At 32.2% G+C, this 20534-nt stretch carries 15 protein-coding genes and 1 riboswitch; of the genes, 3 read left to right on the plus strand and 12 right to left on the minus strand.

Features of this window, described 5'->3' with window-relative positions; all coding sequences use genetic code 11:
- Nucleotides 1-12: 12 nt before the first annotated feature.
- From LGK97_RS10415 to LGK97_RS10445, 7 genes are all read right to left on the minus strand, one after another.
- Complete coding sequence (locus LGK97_RS10415) at nt 13-1311, minus strand: site-specific integrase (RefSeq protein ID WP_226259703.1); 1299 nt, start codon at nt 1309-1311, stop codon at nt 13-15.
- A gap of 501 nt (nt 1312-1812) precedes the next feature.
- A complete protein-coding gene (gene smpB, locus LGK97_RS10420; protein WP_226259704.1) occupies nt 1813-2283 on the minus strand; it encodes an SsrA-binding protein SmpB in 471 nt (156 codons plus the stop codon).
- A gap of 259 nt (nt 2284-2542) precedes the next feature.
- Entirely contained in the window at nt 2543-4738 is a 2196-nt protein-coding gene (rnr, locus tag LGK97_RS10425; RefSeq protein WP_226259705.1) for a ribonuclease R, read from the minus strand.
- A 503-nt stretch (nt 4739-5241) separates the two neighbouring features.
- Nucleotides 5242-5958 carry a pseudouridine synthase gene (locus LGK97_RS10430; protein WP_226259706.1) on the minus strand — a complete coding sequence of 239 codons (717 nt, stop codon included), beginning with the start codon at nt 5956-5958 and terminating at the stop codon, nt 5242-5244.
- Between the two features lie 160 nt (nt 5959-6118).
- Nucleotides 6119-7891, minus strand: coding sequence for a triple tyrosine motif-containing protein (locus tag LGK97_RS10435; RefSeq protein ID WP_226259752.1), 1773 nt, complete (start codon nt 7889-7891; stop codon nt 6119-6121).
- A gap of 324 nt (nt 7892-8215) precedes the next feature.
- Entirely contained in the window at nt 8216-8656 is a 441-nt protein-coding gene (locus LGK97_RS10440) for a YaiI/YqxD family protein (RefSeq protein WP_226259707.1), read from the minus strand.
- 18 nt (nt 8657-8674) lie between these two features.
- Nucleotides 8675-10024 (minus strand): glucose-6-phosphate isomerase, encoded by a 1350-nt coding sequence (locus tag LGK97_RS10445; protein WP_226259708.1) that lies wholly within the window; start codon nt 10022-10024, stop codon nt 8675-8677.
- A 198-nt stretch (nt 10025-10222) separates the two neighbouring features.
- On the opposite strand from LGK97_RS10445, the gene LGK97_RS10450 reads away from it, so the two are divergent.
- The gene (locus LGK97_RS10450) at nt 10223-11503 is read left to right on the plus strand and encodes a LysM peptidoglycan-binding domain-containing protein (RefSeq protein ID WP_226259709.1); all 1281 of its coding nucleotides are present in this window, start codon (nt 10223-10225) and stop codon (nt 11501-11503) included.
- A gap of 144 nt (nt 11504-11647) precedes the next feature.
- On the opposite strand, the gene LGK97_RS10455 is transcribed toward LGK97_RS10450, so the two are convergent.
- Complete coding sequence (locus LGK97_RS10455; RefSeq protein WP_226259710.1) at nt 11648-12595, minus strand: TDT family transporter; 948 nt, start codon at nt 12593-12595, stop codon at nt 11648-11650.
- Between the two features lie 220 nt (nt 12596-12815).
- On the opposite strand from LGK97_RS10455, the gene LGK97_RS10460 reads away from it, so the two are divergent.
- A complete protein-coding gene (locus LGK97_RS10460) occupies nt 12816-13295 on the plus strand; it encodes a C-GCAxxG-C-C family protein (protein WP_226259711.1) in 480 nt (159 codons plus the stop codon).
- Nucleotides 13296-13685: 390 nt separating this feature from the next.
- Nucleotides 13686-14858, plus strand: a complete 1173-nt coding sequence (locus LGK97_RS10465; protein ID WP_226259712.1) for an iron-containing alcohol dehydrogenase — start codon at nt 13686-13688, stop codon at nt 14856-14858.
- Nucleotides 14859-14927: 69 nt separating this feature from the next.
- Here LGK97_RS10465 and LGK97_RS10470 read toward each other — a convergent pair whose 3' ends face one another.
- The 4 genes from LGK97_RS10470 to guaB form a co-directional block, all read right to left on the minus strand.
- Nucleotides 14928-15293, minus strand: coding sequence for a winged helix-turn-helix transcriptional regulator (locus tag LGK97_RS10470; RefSeq protein ID WP_226259713.1), 366 nt, complete (start codon nt 15291-15293; stop codon nt 14928-14930).
- Between the two features lie 113 nt (nt 15294-15406).
- Nucleotides 15407-16261, minus strand: a complete 855-nt coding sequence (locus LGK97_RS10475) for an O-antigen ligase family protein (protein ID WP_226259714.1) — start codon at nt 16259-16261, stop codon at nt 15407-15409.
- Between the two features lie 591 nt (nt 16262-16852).
- On the minus strand, nt 16853-18382 hold the full coding sequence (gene guaA / locus LGK97_RS10480) for a glutamine-hydrolyzing GMP synthase (RefSeq protein ID WP_226259753.1): 1530 nt from the start codon (nt 18380-18382) through the stop codon (nt 16853-16855).
- 36 nt (nt 18383-18418) lie between these two features.
- Nucleotides 18419-19873, minus strand: coding sequence for an IMP dehydrogenase (guaB, locus tag LGK97_RS10485; RefSeq protein WP_226259715.1), 1455 nt, complete (start codon nt 19871-19873; stop codon nt 18419-18421).
- A gap of 445 nt (nt 19874-20318) precedes the next feature.
- A riboswitch (purine riboswitch) is annotated at nt 20319-20416 on the minus strand.
- Nucleotides 20417-20534: the final 118 nt, after the last annotated feature.

The raw sequence follows: 20534 nt of genomic DNA on the forward strand, positions 1-20534 counted from the left end.
TATCCTCCTTTTTTATTTGATGCTCATAGCAACCTCACTAATTACATTTAAATGCTGAATTACTGTTTCAACTACAGCTTTCGTATCCAAGTATTCATTTGCGGACTGTTCGCTTCCATCGCCCCTAAGAACCATCAAAAGTTTGGAATTTACCTTCCCTTCGTCATTGCTAATATATCCCCTTTTAATTAAGTGGTTCGTAAATATATGTCTTCCTATATGCGTTCCCCATCTATGATTTCTTAAATGCATCTCCAAAGTCGGTTTCGTTTGGCCTATATACTGTAGGAATTTTTCTTTTAAACTATAGAATTCTTTTTCATACACTTCACCAGTCATTGGCTCGCCATAACTATTAACAAATAGAGCTGATCTATACTTTATTTTAGGGTTTTTAGCTAACATATTAAGATGCCTGTCCCATAGATTAAATAATTCTGCATTAAAATCAAACACTGGCTGATCTGTTCGCGGGACCTTAACTTCCGATTTTAATGTGTTTACACCTCGTGCTATAAATAATTCAGATTGTCTATCTTTTATATGTAAAAGCATGTGCTTCTTTTTTCTATAAACCTCTACTGAATCAATTAATAAATTTACAACTTCTCCTAACCTAATCCCTCCCATACATTGAAATGCTACTCCTAAAGCAATATTAGGATAATGTTCCTCAGCAAATTCGATAAATGATTCCCATACATCCTGTTCCATATCCTTAAGGAGAGTGCTTGGCTCATTATTCTTATATGGATATTTAATACGAAACCTAGTCTTATCATCCAAGGGTGATATCATAACCATCCTCCCCCTTTTCTTGGACTTTCTTCCGAGTTTATGTTTAGAATTTACATATGCCAGCTTCTTTTGTATTTCCCCATTTTTACCAATTATTTTCTTCTCGAATAGAAAATTGTAAAAGTTAAGCAATATAGCTTCTTTTTCTTTTACTGTAGTAAAATTGTTCTTTATTTCTGCTTTGTTAGATATATAGTTAATATACCTTGCTAAATGTATATGTCCCAAGCCAAATAAACCTTCCTGTTTAAGATTATTAAAGCATTCATCCTCACCTAGCTCTACTTGATTATTTAAGTAATTTAGAAATCCACATATTGCACGAGCACTCTTAATCCTAGTATTATTGGAGTCATTTGCATGATAATTATACAGGTAATGGGTCATAGAACTAGGGATCCAAACATTTTTATTATCGCTATTTCTTTGAACTATCAGTATGTTCTTTATTCTCTTTGGCTCTCTTCCCTCAAAGTCAACCATAGATACTATCTTTGGCATATAAACAATCATTTTATTTCCCTCACTATCATTCATTAAGTATTTCTATCGAACTCAAAACTCACAGTTTTTATTAAAATATTTACGAATAATTATTGCCTTACTGTCAACACCATAGGGACATTTATGTATTTTTACCCATATTGCTAGCCATTGAACTCGCTCTATTTTCCCTTACATACTCCACTTCTAACTATACCTCTGCTAACCATCCAAGACCTACCCTTTTTCACTTTAAATACCAGTACTTATAATCCTCTATTATATATCACTCTACATCTCTTTTTCTATGCCTTTGTAATAAAGTTATAGATATATTTAACCTTATCTGATAAGCATTCCAGTCCTTCTCTTTTTCACTTTTAGCATCAGTACTTATTATCTTCTATTATGTATCACTCTACATCCCTTTTCTATACCTTCGTAATAAAGTTATAGATATACATAAACGTAGAAACAACAAAGGTTATAGTAATATAAATATATAATATATTTATATTGCTATAACCTTATCTAGATATTCATTCTATCCTTCATCTGTCTATCCATATCTCTCTTAGCATCTCTTTCAAGCATTGAATCTCTCTTATCGTAATCCTTTTTACCTCTAACAATACCAAGATTAACTTTCACTCTTGTATTTTTAAGATATAAAGATAACGGAACTAGAGTAAATCCCTTTTGAGCTGTAAATCCTATTAGCTTGTTTATTTGCTCTTTATGAAGCAATAACTTTCTGCTCCTTAGTGGATCTACATTAAATTGGTTTCCTTGTTCATAGTGGCTTATATGCATATTACGAATAAAAATTTCACCATTTCTAACCTCTGCATAACTATCTTTTAAGTTTGCTTTTCCAGCTCTAATGGACTTCACTTCTGTACCAACAAGCTCTATTCCAGCTTCCATTGCATCTTCTATAAAATAATCATGCCTTGCTTTTCTATTTTCTACTAATGTTTTATTTGTTTTTTCCTTTGCCATAACTTCACCTACTTCATTCTTATTAAGGTATTACAAAAGTATATAATATATTACTATAATTATACTATACAATTTATTCCCTTTCAATGATACATGCTTTCTTATCTCCCGTTATCACTAAATCATCACCTGCGATGCTGCAATATAAACAGAAGGACACTTCAAAGTGATATCCTTCTGTTTTTTTTAATATTAGCATAAAAGCACTTATGCTTTAGCTCCACCTAATCTTAGCCTTAAATTATTCTACTCCGTGACCTTATTCTTTTTCCACATCGTCTATAATAAGCTGATTCAAGTCAGAAGTTGAATATTCTTTTATGTCTTCTTCTATATCTTCATCTTCTTTAATTATATCAAAATAAACCTCATGAGAAGTCAAATCAACTTTACTAACTATAATCTTAACTTCTTCACCTAATTTATACATCTTTTTGGTTCTCTCACCAATAAGAGTTAAGTGTCTTTCATCAAATATATAATAATCATCATCCAAGCTGCTCATATGAACTAAACCTTCTATTGTATTTGGTAATTCTACAAATAACCCAAAATTGGTTACTGAAGAAATAATACCTTGGAATTCTAGGCCAATTCTTTCGCTCATATACTCTGCTTTCTTTAAATCATCCACTTCTCTCTCAGCTTCCATAGCTACTCTTTCCATATCTGATGATTGTTTTGATGCTATTTCTACTTCTTTTACTAATTTCTCTGTTCTCTTCTCACTTAATCCTCCATTTATAACTTCTTTAATTATTCTATGGATCATAAGGTCAGGATATCTTCTAATTGGTGAGGTAAAGTGGCAATAATACTTAGCTGCCAGACCAAAATGTCCGCTACATTCTGGAGAATACTTTGCTTTCATCATAGAACGAAGTAATAATGTACTAACAACTATTTCTTCCTTCTTACCTTTTACTCTTTCTATTATTTCTTGAAGCATTCTAGGATGTATTTCATTTCCCCACTTTATTGGATATCCTAAGTTATGTGCAAATTCACTAAAATGCATTAACTTTTCCTCGTCTGGGTCTTCATGAATTCTATATACAAAAGGTACATTTAGCCAGAACATATGCTCAGCTACAGTTTCATTAGCCGTTAACATAAATTCTTCAATAATGGCATTTGCGATAGCTCTTTCATAAGGTACTATGTCTACAGGTTTTCCAAACTCATTTAACTTTATTTTAGCCTCAACAAAATCAAAATTTATGGCTCCTCTACCCATTCTCTTTTTATTAAGAATTCCACAGAGTTCTTCCATATGTTTGAAATCTTCAAGTAAGTATTCATACTTTTTGATTGTTTCCTCATCCTTATCTCTAAGTATCTTTGTAACCTCAGTATAGGTCATTCTTTCATTAGTTTTTATAATACTCTCTACTATCTCATGATCTACACTTTTTCCGTTTTTGTCTATTTGCATAAAGCAAGTAAGTGCTAATCTATCTACTCTTGGATTTAAGCTACAAACCCCATTAGATAACTTCTTAGGAAGCATCGGTATAACTCTATCAATTAAGTATACTGAAGTTGCTCTTTTTAAAGCTTCTACGTCCAAAATATTCTTTTCCTTAACATAGTTTGAAACGTCTGCTATATGAACTCCTAAACGATAGTTTCCATTAGGTAAAATCTCAATAGATACTGCATCATCTAAGTCCTTAGCATCCTCACCATCTATAGTTACCATACGTAAATCTCTTAAATCTCTTCTTCTGGCATATTCTTCCTCTGGGATTTCTTCAACTATGCTCTCAGCATAAGCTTCAACCTTTGTTGGGAACTCCTCTGGTAGATTGTGCTTTTTAATTATAGTTAATATATCAATACCTAAATCCCCTTTATTTCCGAGAATTTCAACAATTCTACCTTCAGGGTTTCTTCTTTGATCTGGCCACTGAGTTATTTCAACAATTACAATTTGGCCAGTTTGCGCACCATTTCTTTCTGCTTTAGGGATAAATATGTCTTGAGCAATCCTCTTATCATCAGCCACTACAAAACCAAAGTTTTTGCTATCCTCGTAAGTTCCTACTATTGTGTTATTAGATCTTTCTATTATCCTGGCAATTTCACCTTCACATTTCTTACCTTTGTTTTGTTCTTTTAATATCTTAGCAAGAACTTTATCACCATTCATTGCTCCATTTACATTGTCTGCCGGAATAAATATATCTGGTCTTTCTTCATCTGCTATAACAAATCCAAAACCTCTTTGATGCCCTTGGAATTTACCAATTACAAGGCCCATTCTCTCTGGAATACCATAAAACTCAGTACGTGTTTTTACTACTTCACCGCTCTTTTCCATATCCTTTAATAAATTAGTGAACTTCTCCATTTCACCTTTTTTAATATCAAATACCCTAGATAGTTCTTTTAAGTTCATAGGTTTATACGCTTGTTCTGTCATAAAGTTTATTAAAATCTCTTTTATCACCATAAGATTCCCTCCTATCAAATTCTTGCTTAAATCTTGATCTAAATTGTTGAAAATATTTATATTACATATTTATCGCTAAATATTATACTAAATTATTCATGTGATTCTATATTTACACACCTTAATTATAGTCCAAAAAACACATCTAGTATATACTATGTAGTTATATACTTTCCAATTATCCAATAAAAAATGCCATATTAAATGTAATCATTTAATATGACATTTTGTCGAAATTCAATTTCCTTATGATTTTCGACATTTTTCTTTTAAATTAGACATTTTTATGCAAAATAAAACAGCCCTTGGGGTTGGGCTGTTTCGTAATAAATAAAAAGGGGGCTATTTATCTCTCTATTTATCTTAACACCTTAATTATATTAAACTTAAATAAAATATGCAAGTATTATTTGCAAAGTTTATTGTAAATTAATTTATAACATGATGCTATTTCATTCACATTTTGTTCATCTTACCCTTGTATTATTATATTGTTAATTAAATTAAATCTGTTTTAATAAATTTACCTCTTCTTCTGAGAGCTCTCTATATTGACCTTCTGACAAATTTTCATCTAATTTTAGTGGTCCAAAACTAATTCTTCTTAAAAATACAACTTGTTTATCTACACTTTCAAACATCCTTTTTACCTGATGAAATTTACCTTCCTGGATTGTAACCATTACTTCAGATCCATTTTCATCAGCCTTTAAAACTTCTAGGATTGCTGGCATACATTTATATCCACCGTCTATTTCAATTCCTCTTTTAAATGCATCCACGTCTTTTTCATCTACAGGTCTATTAATTTCAGCATAGTATACCTTATCTACGTGGTTTTTAGGTGCTATCAATTTGTGGTTTAATTCACCATCATTAGTTATTAGCAATAATCCTACTGTATCTTTGTCTAGTCTCCCTATGGGAAATGGTTTAAAAGCTTGGTACTCATCATCTAATAAACCAATTACAGTTTCGTCATGGTTATCTACAGTAGCTGAAATCACACCCGCTGGCTTATTCATTGTTAAATATATATATTTTCTATATTTAATTTCTTCACCAGATACCTTTATTACAGCCTTATCTGGATCAACCTTCATTGCACTATCTGATGCTATCACTCCATCAATTTCAACTTTACCTTTCTTTAATAAAGCTTTTACTTCTTTTCTTGTTCCATGACCTAAATTTGATAATATCTTGTCTATTCTTTCCATTTACATTCATCTCCTTATTTATTTCTTAAAGTTTCAAATACACATCAGTTTATTCTACTCTTATCTACAATATTAATGGCTTCAACTTATATAGTAAAGTATGTATGCTAAATATGTTTTTTACTCATAAAAAAAACAGCTTTTAAAGGCTGTTTTAAGTTCATTCTTTTACTTCAATGTCCATTATAGCATAATCTTCATAGGAAATGCGTTTATAAAAACTTTTTGATAACACTAACATCTTATAAATTCCTTTAGTAAAAGGCATAAAGGTATAATCATTTTTTCTGCTAAACTTTTGCATGAGGCTCCAATCTCCATTTTCCATAAGATAGAACTCATACATAACTGCAGCGCCTCCCTTACTTTCTGCAATAACTGTTACTGCTTCATTAACTATAAAGCTTGTCCTATCACATAAAATTTTTGTATCCGTTATAGGCAAGCTATCATGTACTTCTACTTTTATTTCCTTCTTACAATCATATTGCTTTGTACTAAATTTATTTTTTGCTTGAATCTCTATTAAATAAGTTCCACTGCATTTAGGCTTCATCTCATACTTTTTATGTTCTGCATTTTTATGTTCTAAGAAGTCAGTTTCCTCTACTAGACGATTATTTATTTTTAAAACATAATTCACAAGGGTCTCTCTTGTGTTTTCAGAAATAACCTCTAGTGAAACAGTATCTCCCACCATATAATACTCTTTAGGTGGCATTAAAACATAGTTTATTTTAGCTGGAATACATTCTAAAACCTCAATATATCTCACTTCATGGCAATCAAATTCTCTTTTAGAATATTTATCTTTTACCCTTACCTCTAGTTTGAAATTTCCAATTCCCTCTGGAGTAAAATCTACAAAATCATGTTTTCCAAACTCTAGTTTTTCCAATTCTTTACCTTCTTTAAGTACTGCAAAGCTATACCGTAGAGAATTTCCACCGGTGGCCTTAACCTTCACATGAATAGCCTCTCCTAATAGAACCGGATTTTTCTTATCTAAAATTACATCCCCTATAATTACATTTTCATTACTTATATTATCAATTATAAATTCTATAAAAGTTTCCTTTTCATATTCCCCCTTAAAGGTTTCATCCTTAACCCATAAGATAGCCTTGTATGTACCTGCTTCTTTTGGTGTCCATATATAATTATCCTTTGTGCTATAACTAGAATCCTCTGAGCAATTTCCTTGAATTTTAAATTTATATAATAATTCTTTTCCACCCCTAGCAATACACTTTAGACTAATAGGAGTACCACATAGCTGTGGCGAGCTCAAATCACTAGTGAAACTATGTATTTTTATTTCTTCATAAAGTTCTATACTATAATGAATTAACGCTCTGTCATCAAATTCATTAATGGAATACATATCCTTTGCCATGCACAGCAGCTTATAGTCCCCTTTATCTTCTTCTACATAACTAACTAATTTTTTAGTCGAATAATCTTGTATGCAGGTATTCTCTCCTTGAAGATTTATTTTTACAAACTTGTATAAAACCATTCTGTTATCCTCATGGTTTGCTTCTACCTCAAAAACTAGTTCTCTGCCCACTAACAAATCTTCAGTCAAGCATTTAAATGCCGTAATCTCTAAGGACTGCACGGCTTGTACATTAAAATCACCATCTATTAACCCTTTGCAAACTTCACCTACTATATAATCCGTTTTTGATATAAAGTCAAAAGATCTATTGCTCTCTTTCCTCTTAGCTTGCACCATTATAGAGTACTTGCCCTCTGCCTCTGGCTTCCATGTAGTAACACTGTCTTCACTTAGTTCTTTTATAGTCGTCCATGTTCCTTCTTGCCCAACAAGAAATTTATAGTTTAAATTATCCTCTAATTTATTTTCAACACTTATTTGAATTTCTTTAAATTCTTCCTCAGTGTCTTCTAAATTAAATAATATGTTCATTTCATTCACCTAAACTCACCTACCCTTATAAATAAGCTACGATCATAAAAATGTGCCTATAATGGTATATTATACCATAGTGCTATTCTCTATAATAGTGTTGTAGTACCCTTTTTTAACTTTATTTATAGACATAAATTCTCATAATCTTGACTTAAAGTAACAATTTCTCAAACTTTATATTGTTTTATGTAATAAATTTGTTATTGTTTAAAATCTAAATAATCAATATTTGCTTAGGCCTTTAAAATAAGATAAAACAGTTAGTAATAAAAATTACTAACTGTTTTATCTGTTATGCATGTTACATATTAATAGGTAATGTTATGATTGAGCTTTTATAATGAGTTTAATTAAATTATTATAAAGTCTTTCATCATCCTCATTTGTTCTTTTTTTAGGTCCAAAGGTTTTTCCTCCACTACGTCTTGCTTTACCAGATATATGGCGCTCAAATAATAGTTTATCTATATTGTCATCATCGTATATATGGCCTTTAGTGCCAATAGCATACGCGCCTTTAGCTAAAACCATTGCAGCCACGCCAAAGTCTTGGGTAATTACTATATCCTTAAGTTTCGCCTCATTGGCTACTTTCATGTCAACTGTTTGGAACCCACTATCTACATATTTTATTGATGCATAATTACTATTTAAAACATGATTAATGTCGCAATACATAATAAGTTCTATAGAATTTTCCTTAGCTGCTTTTTCTATTAGGTGTTTTCCAGGGCACCCATCTGCATCAACAATAATTCTCATATAATCTTTCTCATTTCTTTAAATTCTCTTTTCGAGTTTTGCTTTTATTTCTTCATATCCTGCTTTACCAAGAAGCGCAAACATATTTTTCTTGTATTCCTCAACTCCAGGCTGATCAAATGGGTTTACACCTAATAAATATCCACTTATTGCACAAGCTTTTTCAAAAAAGTAAACCATATAGCCAAAATAATATGGTGTTAATTCTGGTACATTTAAAATGATGTTTGGCACTCCTCCATCATTATGTGCAAGAACGGTACCTTGGAAAGCTTTTTTATTAACAAAATCCATAGTTTTGCCTGCTAAAAAGTTTAATCCATCTAAATCTTCTGCTTCTTCTTTTACTATAATTTCTTTTCTTGGTTTTTCAACATTTATAACAGTTTCAAATATGTTTCGTACTCCCTCTTGAATATATTGCCCCATAGAGTGCAAATCAGTAGAGAAATTAACCGCTGCTGGGAATATTCCCTTTTGGTCTTTTCCTTCACTTTCACCATATAATTGTTTCCACCACTCTCCAAAATACTGAAGTGCTGGTTCATAATTGACTAAAATCTCTGTAACTTTACCTTTTCTATATAGTGCATTTCTAGCCGCTGCATATTTATAGCAATCATTGCTATTTAAATCTTCTTTGCTATAGGTCTCTCTTGCATCTGCTGCGCCCTTCATAACTTCTTCAATATCAATGCCTGCGACTGCTATTGGAAGTAGTCCTACAGCAGTTAGAACTGAGTATCTTCCTCCTATATCATCAGATATCACGAAAGTTTCATAGCCTTTTGCATCTGCTGATTTTTTCAGTGCACCCCTCGACTTATCTGTAGTGGCAAAAATCCTCTCAGTTGCTCCTTCTTTTCCATATTTCTTTTCCAATAAATCCTTAAATATTCTAAAAGCAATGGCTGGTTCAGTAGTAGTTCCTGATTTTGATATTACATTTACAGAAAAGTCCTTTCCTTCTATAGCATCAATTAAATCTGCCATATATGTAGAACTTATATTGTTTCCAACAAAAAATATTGCTGGAGATTTTCTCTTCTCACTTGAGAGACTATTATAAAAGCTATGGCATAACATTTCTATAGCTGCCCTAGCACCAAGGTATGATCCCCCAATTCCAATAACAATTAAGACCTGTGAATTACTTCTTATCTTTTCTGCGGCCTTTTTAATCCTATCAAATTCTAATTTATCGTAATTTAAAGGGAGGTCCACCCATCCTAAAAACTCATTACCCGCACCTGTTCTATCTTTAAGCATCTTGTGAGCCGTAGCTACCATTGGCTCAAAATAAGAAACTTCATGCTCTCCTAAATATGGGACTACTTTGCTTAGATCTAATGATAAAGTCTTTCTCATTAATAATACCCTCCTTGTTTATACCCTTCTGTAAATAAAAGTTATGAACCCTTAACCCTTTGCATGTCACCCTAATAAATCAATATAGGATAATTTTAGTTTATAGAGTTAAATAAATCAAGTTTTAAAATATATTATGTACTCCCTGTCATTGTGTTGCATATACTGAATTATATTACTATAAGAGGTGTGATTTTTTTGATTATTCATGTTGTAAAAAGTGGTGAAAGCCTATATGAAATTGCTAAATTATACGGTGTTTCATACAATAAAATTGCTTCTGATAATGAACTTACAAACCCATCGGAACTTGTTGTAGGTCAAACACTTGTAATCCTACAAGGAACAAGACAACATAGAGTTCTTCCAGGCCAATCTCTATACGGCATAGCTAGAATGTATGGTATAACTCTCGCAAGTTTATATGCTGCAAATCCAGGACTTAGCAGTTCTACGCCAATTTATGCTGGCCAAATTATAAATATACCATCATCTTCGCAAAAATTAGGTTCTATCGAAGTTAATGGCTATGCTTTCCCTGGTACAAATATGGAGGTTCTTGCAAAGACTCTTCCAAACCTAACTTACCTTAGTATATTTAGTTATCAAATATTGCCTAACGGAACCTTAACAGGTATTAATGACGTTCCCTTAATAGAAGCTGCAAGAAAAGCTAAAGTAGCTCCAATGATGGTGGTTACAAACTTAAGGACAGGTGGGGGCTTTGATAGTAACTTAGCTCACACAATACTTGCAAATGAAACCCTTCAAGACACATTATTAGATAACATAATTAATATATTAAAAAGCAAAAACTATTATGGTTTAGCTCTTGACCTAGAATATATCTTCCCCGAAGATAGACAAAATTATAATAACTTTTTACGCAAAACTGTAAATAGACTAGAACCTTTAGGCTATATTGTTACTACAGCCCTAGCTCCTAAGCCTTCTGCTGACATAAAGGGATTACTTTACGAAGCTCACGATTATCCAGTCCATGGAGTCCTTGCTTCTCATGTTATACTAATGACTTATGAGTGGGGGTATACTGCTGGCCCAGCAATGGCAGTAGCTCCACTCAATTTAGTAAAAAAAGTACTTGATTATGCTGTAACAGTAATTCCAAGAAAAAAAATCTTTATGGGAATCCCTAACTATGGGTATGATTGGACTTTGCCATTTGTGCAAGGAAGCAAAGCAGTTGCACTTGGTAATGTAGCAGCTGTAGATCTTGCAAGAAAAGTACACGCATCTATTAAGTATGATTATACTGCTCAAGCACCGTTTTTTAACTATTATGACTCTGCTGGAAAAAAACATGAGGTTTGGTTCGAAGATGCTAGAAGCATGAACGCTAAGCTTCGTACTGCTCACCAATATGGTTTAGGTGGAGTTAGCTATTGGACTATTGGAAGGTACTTCCCTCAGGCATGGCTCGTTCAAAATTCATTATTCAATGTAATAAAGGTACTTTAGTTAAAGCTCTCTTATTACATTATCAATACCTCGCCACTAACTCATGACTGAAGTCACGAGTTAGTGGCGAGTCTTCAAAAATGAGAAGAGGTCATCTACTTTTAGACAACCTCCTCCTCTCTATATATTTAAAGATATAACTTATTATGTTTTTAAATTTGTATTTATTACCTCCTTTTCCGTTGCAAATACAAATTGAATATACCTTACTAATACATATAGAGTTAAAACAACAGCTACAGCTTCTTGAAACTTTATTAAGTATCTTAATACTGAAATTCCCTGACCAGATTTAGTTAAAAATCCATTAGTAAGTTTCATCGCTATACCACTTATAACAAATGGAAATGTAAATGCTGAATAGCTCGGATAGAACTCCAACCTTAAAAGTTTAAACATAGTAATAACAACTCCTATATACATAACAAGTGATAGTACCATTAAAACCCAAACTATTGCCATATTTTTTGTTTGAAATGAGTTAATGTATCCTGCCAAAAGCAAGCTTGCAGGTGCTGCAAATATTGCAAGAGTTGGCCGAGCTGGCTCTGCTATTTCCTTAATCTTTATAACTCTATAAAGAACTGTTACTAAAAGTACTAGATAAGTTGCAAGTCCAAACCAGAAAGCTAATTGTCCTATAGCATTCATCTTAAACGCAGGACCTGTTACGCTGGCAACAACTATACCAACATAAACTATAAACCAGGATGGAAATACCTGCTTAATCTTAAAATTCAACACATACTTTTTGGTAAACCATATAATCAGTGCAACATGAAAAGCAAAACCAATAATCCACACTATGAATGCAGATGTTTGTGAATATGACTTTAAATAAGTTGATAATAACATAATTGCCATAGAAAATGTAGGGAATACGCTAGCTACCACAGGGTTGTCCAAAGCTTCCGTAACACCTTTAGGATATTTAATAATCTTCGCTATCATTAAAACAAACAATACTGCAGATAGCGCACCAAACATACTGTGATAAACTTCCCCATAAGATTGAACTAGGTTTCCCACTGCTGCTAATCCAAGCATAAGACCTGCTGCAGGAACGGGATATTTTTTTAAGATCTGTCCCATAAATAATTCCTCCATTTACATAAATAAAATATACTCAAAAGTTTAATTAATATATAAGATTACAATGAAAATTATAACATACTAAAAGATTTATATAACAATTGCTTCTATTGATTTTTTCTATAGTTAAATCATTGAGTATTTGATTTTTTAATTGGATTGTTGGAAATACATAACTTATAATAAAATTACAAAATTATTTAATTTATGGAGGTAACTGATGGAATCAATTAATACAAATAAATTTGAAAAAGAAAAACTTATTGCTAAAATACAAGCTAATGCAGAAGAGCTGTTTAGAAGTGGAACTTTTTTTTGCAGTGAAGCTGTAGTTCAAGTTATTAATGAATTCCTAGGCAAACCATATGAAGAAAATGTGGTCAAGCTAGCAAGTGGCTTCCCTATAGGAATGGGCAAATCAGGTTGTTTATGCGGTGCAGTTTCAGGTGGCCAAATGGCACTTGGCATGGTCTATGGAAGAGTAGAAGGTGAGCCTATGCAGGATAAGATGTTTGAAGTGTCTAAAGAACTGCATGATTACATTAAGGATGAATACAATTCGACCTGCTGCAGAGTAATAACAAGAGAGTGGACTGGAGATAACTTTAAAAGTCCTGAAAGAAAAAATCACTGCATAAAAATTACTGGAAAAGTTGCAGGATGGGTAGCAAATCAAATTATAGAAGACGGAAAGATTTAAACAAATAGGGTGTCCTAAAACTATCTTTTAGGACACCCTATTTATCATTATTCTCTGTTTTTATAACCGTAACGGGTATCCATTGCTCATTAAGATTAAATTCATAAGTAACCTTGCCGTTCTTCCATTGGAACCAACCTGAATTCTTCGTAACATATCCTTATGTTATATTCTAAAATACATGGATGTTAAAATATAATTGATAATTTTTTCATTGGAATCACCATATTTCCTACCCTTTTGTAACTGCCCTACCGAAAAGTGGCTTCTTTTTTTTTGAACTTAGTAGGTTTATACTAATACTCGTAGCAAGGAATTAAACAAAAAAACAAAATTTAAAAAATAAATTTGTTAATAATTAAAAACAATTACTTAGAGGAGGAACTACAAATGCAAAGATTTACTATACCAAGAGATATTTATTTCGGTGATAATGCAATAGATCATTTAAAATCAGTAAAAGGAACTAAGGCAATGCTTGTCATTGGTTCTCAAAGATTAATACAAGATGGAACAGTTCCAAAAATACAAGAATTATTGAAACAAGCTAATATTGAGACTTCAATATTTTCAGGAATTGAAAATGACCCTTCAGTTGCAACAGTTATGAGAGGGGTTGAAGCTATGAATCAATTCAATCCTGATTTAATAGTTGGTATCGGTGGTGGATCACCAATAGATGCTGCTAAAGCAATGTGGATATTTTATGAGTATCCAGAATTCACTTTTGAAGAGGCTGCTAAACCATTTAACTTACCAGAGTTAAGACAAAAAGCTAAATTTATAGCTATACCTACTACAAGTGGTACTGGTTCAGAAGTTACTTCATTTTCAATAATAACTGATAATGAAACAGGTGTTAAATACCCAATAGCTGACTATAACATAACTCCTGATGTTGCTATAGTTGATACTAATTTAGTACAAAGCATGACTCAAACATTAGTTGCTAATACTGGAATGGATGCTTTAACTCATGCCTTTGAAGCTTATGTTTCAAAAGCTAAAAATCAAATAACTGATGCAGTAGCTATGAAATCAATAGAAATGACTGTTGATAATTTAGTTAAATCATTTGAAGGAGAAGAACAAGCTAGAAAAGACATGCATATAGCTCAGTCTTTAGCTGGAATGGCTTTCTCAAATGCAATACTAGGAATAGTTCATTCTATGGCTCATAAAACAGGTAAAATATTCAACATTCCTCATGGATGTGCAAATGCAATATACTTATCATATGCTATGCAATTTAATGCTAAAACAGCTAGAGCTGCAGCTGATTATGCTGATATAGCTAAGCGATTAGGATTAAAAGGAGAAACAACAGATGAACTAGTTCAATCATTAATAGAGCTAGTTAAAGATTTTAGAGTTTCCATGAATATGCCTACTACTTTAAAAGAATTTGGAGTATCAGAAGAAGACTTCAAGTCTAACTTAGATAAAATTTCTGTGGGCGCAGTAGGTGATGCTTGTACAGGCACAAACCCAAGAGAAATATCTGTAGAAGAAATGAAGAAATTATTTGAAGCTACTTATTATGGAACAGAAGTAAACTTCTAAGTTTATACAAAAGGTATAGCTAATTAATAACTAGCTATACCTTTTGATTTTTATATGGAAAGATAGATTTTAAGTTGTATGATTGGGTTGTCTAAAATTATCTACAAAATGCTTTCCCCATTTATCCATCGATTCCAAAATAGGAATTAAGTCCTCCGCCATTTCAGTAAGTGAATATTCAACCATGGGGGGTACTTGAGAATAAACAGTTCTATGAACTAGTCCATTTTGTTCTAAATATTTTAATTGTTGACTTAACATTTTTTGAGTTATTTCTGGAATTAATCTTTTAAGTTCATTATATCTTATAACTTTATGTATGTTGAGATTCCAAATAATAAGAGCTTTCCATTTGCCACTTAATATTTCCAGGGTTACCTCAATCTCACACCTATAGGAACTGCAACTAACTTTATTTAGTCTATCTTCTGGCATAACATCACTTCCTTGTATAAGAATATAGCACAATTATATACTAACGCACCAGTGAAGGCAAATAAAATATCTCCTTCTATTGACAATAATAAAAAGGTGAATAGTACATATGCCTATAGCCTCTTATGTTGTTTTGCAAGAGTACTTATTATAGCCGAGCTAGCTATAAATAATAACCCAGTTTGTGGTGCAATCATTGTAAAATCAACTAACCCATGCCCTATTATCACAAATTGAATACCCGCTAGCATTGGAACCAGCCTACAATTTTGCAGGTAAAGTGTTTTTAAATCTCTGAATAAATTAATCTTTATATAAGCATATATAAGCATCCCAATAACTCCCAATGAAGTCATAATAGTAATCCAAATATTATGGCCATGATATAATGTTTCATAATAGAAATCTTTCATAAAATATGCTCCATGGTCAGTAATCCCCATAAGCCCCCACCCTGTAATAGGTTTAAGCTTTATCATTTTTAAGCATCCATTCCATATTCCAAAGCGACTAGTAAATGAACCATCAAGGTTATGTCCAATTACATTTTCTAAAATCTGTGATGGCATAAACGTAACTAAAGCTGTAAGTGTAAATATTATTATAAACAGCCATATATCTTTTTTATTACCTTTAAGAAGATAATAAATGAAAAGCCCAAATAATAGGCCAATAAAAGCACCACGAGATCCTGTTAAATACAATGCAACAACAAAGAAAAGTGTTGATATTTGATAGAATAATTTTGTAGTTCTAGATTTAGTGCTACAAAAATAAAGACTCAAAATAATCATTATGGCAAACCAATTACCAGCTACATTGGGATTACCAAAGGTACTATATATTCTGTCGTTAATCACTGGCTGAGACGTAATTTCAAGAAACCTTGACCAAATATTATAATTAAAATACACATATATAATTTTCTCAATGATTCCAAAAATCGCTGCTAGCAGTGAAAACCACACTAAATATGTGCATATCTCTTCTACCTTATTTTCATTTTGGCAATAATCTTGTAAAAAGACACTAATACATAGGTACACAAAGAGACCAAAAGATGCAATAATTGATGTAAAACTATAATTTATAATCCCTACTATCAAAGACCATATAAATAGTAAAGAGAGCCCTATATTCCAGGAGCTTTTGTTTATCCTTACCTTTCGAGACAACACCATATACGTTATATATATGGCTGGTATTATGTTTGTATAAGGGGAAATGACTATTAATAAAATTAAAATACCTATAATAAAACCTACTTCCTTTTATGGTAATCTGAACAATTAGCTAACACCTTTATTTTTCCCATATTGTATACATTCTAACTCTTACACTTATAGTATAGCCTTAATGTTATTGTTTCCTTTCCCAAATAAGTAAATTATTATTATACTGCTCATAAGTCCTAAAATCATACCTGCTAAAACATCTGTAGGGTAATGTACATTAAGAAAATCTTATGTTTAGTTTAAATTGCTTAACATTTTATAATTAAAAAACAAAACAAAAGCCTACAATCCTTTGTTTAATAAGGATTGTAGGCTTTCTATTTTCTATTCCCACTCAATAGTGGAAGGTGGTTTACTCGTTACGTCATAAACAATTCTGTTTACTCCTTGAACTTCGTTAACAATTCTACGAGATACTTTATCTAATACTTCGTAAGGTATTCTAGCCCAATCTGAAGTCATTCCATCAGAGCTAGTTACAGCTCTTAGTGCAACTGTATGGCAGTATGTTCGCTCATCACCCATAACACCAACTGATTGTATGTTTGGAAGACATGCAAAGTATTGCCATATTTCACTTTCAAGTCCTGCTTTAGCTACCTCATCTCTAAATATTGCATCAGCTTCTCTAGTTATAAGTAGTTTTTCATCTGTTATTTCTCCAAGTACTCTTATAGCAAGGCCTGGTCCTGGAAATGGTTGTCTCCATACTAAATGATGAGGAATTCCAAGTTCTTCTCCAACAGCTCTAACCTCATCTTTAAATAACTCTCTTAGAGGCTCTATTAATTTAAAGTGCATATCCTCTGGAAGTCCCCCAACATTATGGTGACTTTTTATAGTAGCTGAAGTATCTGTACCACTTTCAACTACGTCTGGATATATTGTACCTTGCACAAGGAAATCCATTTGTCCGAGCTTATTAGATTCTTCTTCAAAAACCCTTATGAACTCTTCTCCAATTATCTTTCTCTTTTGCTCTGGGTCACTTATACCTTTAAGCTTACCTAAGAATCTATCTTGAACATTAACTCTTATTATGTTCATATCAAATTCGCCTTTAAATATTGTTTCAACTTGGTCTCCTTCATCTTTTCTTAAAAGACCATGATCAACAAATACACAAGTTAACTGTTTTCCTATTGCTTTATGAACAATCATTGCAGCAACTGAAGAATCTACTCCTCCTGAAAAAGCACAAAGCACCTTTTTATCTCCAACTAGGGCGCGTATAGACTTAATCTTTTCTTCTGCAAAAGATGACATTGACCAATCACCTTTAACATGGCATACATCATATAAGAACTTTCTAATCATTTCTTCACCAAATAGAGTATGTTTTACTTCTGGATGGAATTGAACCCCATAAAGTTTCTTAGATACATTGGACATAGCTGCTACTGGGCAATCTTTAGTAGTTGCTATTATATCAAACCCTTCTGGTGTTCTTGAGATATAGTCTGTATGACTCATCCAACATTGATTTTCTTCTATTCCTGCAAAAATAGCAGAATCCTTACATAAATCAACTTCTATTTTTCCATACTCACGAACATCTGGTGTTTTAACTTCTCCACCAAGAACATGTGCCATTAGTTGAACACCATAGCATATTCCTAATATAGGAATACCTAGCTCGAATATCTCTTTTTCTATTCTTGGAGCACCTTCACCATAAACGCTATTGGGTCCACCAGTGAATATTATTCCTTTTGGATTCATACTTTTAATCTTTTCTACAGAATGTGTGTATGGTATTATTTCACAGTAAACATTGTTTTCTCTAACTCTTCTTGCAATAAGTTGATTGTATTGGCCACCAAAATCAACTACTAAAATCAATTCTCTATTTATCAATGGTGATTCCTCCTATGTATTTAATTGTTTTAATTAGCTACTAGTACTATAATTTGGTGCTTCTTTTGTAATAGCTACATCATGTGGATGGCTTTCTCTTAGCCCAGCTGAGGTTTGAGTAACAAATGTTGCAGTCTCAAATAATTTCTCTAGGGATTCAGAACCTAGATATCCCATTCCTGAACGTATTCCACCTATCATTTGATATATTGTTTCTATAGCGCTTCCCTTAAAAGGTATTCTTCCTTCTACACCTTCTGGTACTAGCTTTTTATTTCCTTCTTGAAAGTACCTGTCTTTACTTCCACAAGCCATAGCTCCTAAAGAACCCATGCCTCTATATACCTTATAGCTTCTTCCTTGGTACATTTCGATTTCACCAGGTGCTTCTTCGCATCCTGCAAACATAGAGCCCATCATTACAACTTTAGCTCCTGCTGCTAGTGCCTTAACTATATCTCCTGAATACTTAATACCACCATCTGCAATTACAGGTACTCCATATTTATTCCCTTCTTCTACGCAATCCATAACTGCAGTAAGTTGTGGAACTCCTACTCCTGCTACAATTCTTGTAGTGCAAATTGATCCAGGTCCAATTCCTACCTTTACACAGTCTGCCCCTGCCTCAATTAAATCTCTAGTTGCCTCTGCAGTTGCAATGTTTCCTGCAATTATTTGAAGCTCCGGATATTCAGCTTTTATCTTTCTTACCGCATCCATTACTCCTAGTGAATGACCATGAGCTGTATCTATAGTTATTACATCTACTCCAGCTTTTACTAATGCATCTACTCTCTCCATCATATCAGCAGTTACACCAACAGCTGCACCGCATAATAATCTTCCTCTAGAATCCTTCGCTGCACTTGGAAATTTTATTGTTTTTTCTATATCTTTAATAGTTATAAGGCCTCTTAAGTTGTTTTTGCCATCTACTAGAGGTAACTTTTCTATTTTATGTTTTTTAAGTAGGTTTTTAGCTTCATCCATACTTATTCCCTCAGGTGCAGTAATTAGCTTTTCACTTGTCATTATATCTTTAATTTTTTTAGTATAATCAGTTTCAAAAAGTATATCTCTATTAGTAATTATTCCAACTAACTTGCCATCTGTTGTAATTGGAACTCCTGAGATTCTATATTTGCTCATCAATGCTAATGAATCCTCTAAAGTATTGTCTGGTGATAAGAAAAAAGGATCTGTAATTACACCATTTTCTTGCCTTTTAACTCTGTCCACCTCGATAGCTTGTTTTTCAATACTCATATTTTTATGGATAATACCTATTCCGCCTTCTCTAGCCATAGCAATAGCCATTCTAGACTCGGTAACAGTATCCATTCCTGCACTCATTAGAGGTATATTAAGTTTTATTTTCTTTGTAAGATAAGTAACTAAACTAACATCCCTAGGTAATATTTCAGATTTATTAGGAACTAGCAATACATCATCAAAAGTATATGCTTGTTTTAATATTTTTGCCATTTAATCAACACCCCTTCTATTCTATGTTGTATAGTTTGCACTATACATATTTATTTAACCTACTTTATACATAAAATACATATTCCCTATGTAATTTATAATCCTTTAAATTTATAATTATTAAAAAGAAATTTATAATTATAAAACTGCTTAAATATAATGATAAAAATTTTGATAGCTTTAAACACTTAAGGTAATGGGTACATTAAGCATTTAAAACTATCTAGTAAAGGCTGCTAAGCAATAGAGAGTAACTAATAGTATCTCTCTTAATATAGGTTTGTGACTGTAAAATCTAAATTTTACACTCACAACGCTATATGCTGCATCTTAAAAACACCAGTTTATATTGTAATCTATTATGTGTCGCATACACAAGAAAGATAGCATAAAAAGGCATACTAATCCTACTTTGACTAAAGTAAAACTAGCATGCCTAAAATAAGATCATACCAAAATTACTCATAGTCGGGAATTTGCGGCTCCCGGTAGATACTCCTTGCCATATTCAAGGGATATATGAGGCGAGTTATTGTTTTTTAAAGTTATTATTACCATGATAGTTAATGCTTAAACATTTGTCAATAAGTTTTTTGAACTATTTGAGAAAAAATATTAAAACTTCAAATCCAAATTAGATAAGCTAAAAGCATACACAGTG

Origin of the sequence: Clostridium sp. CS001 (assembly GCF_020443565.1) — a bacterium.
Classification (GTDB): Bacteria; Bacillota; Clostridia; order Clostridiales; family Clostridiaceae; genus Clostridium_AD.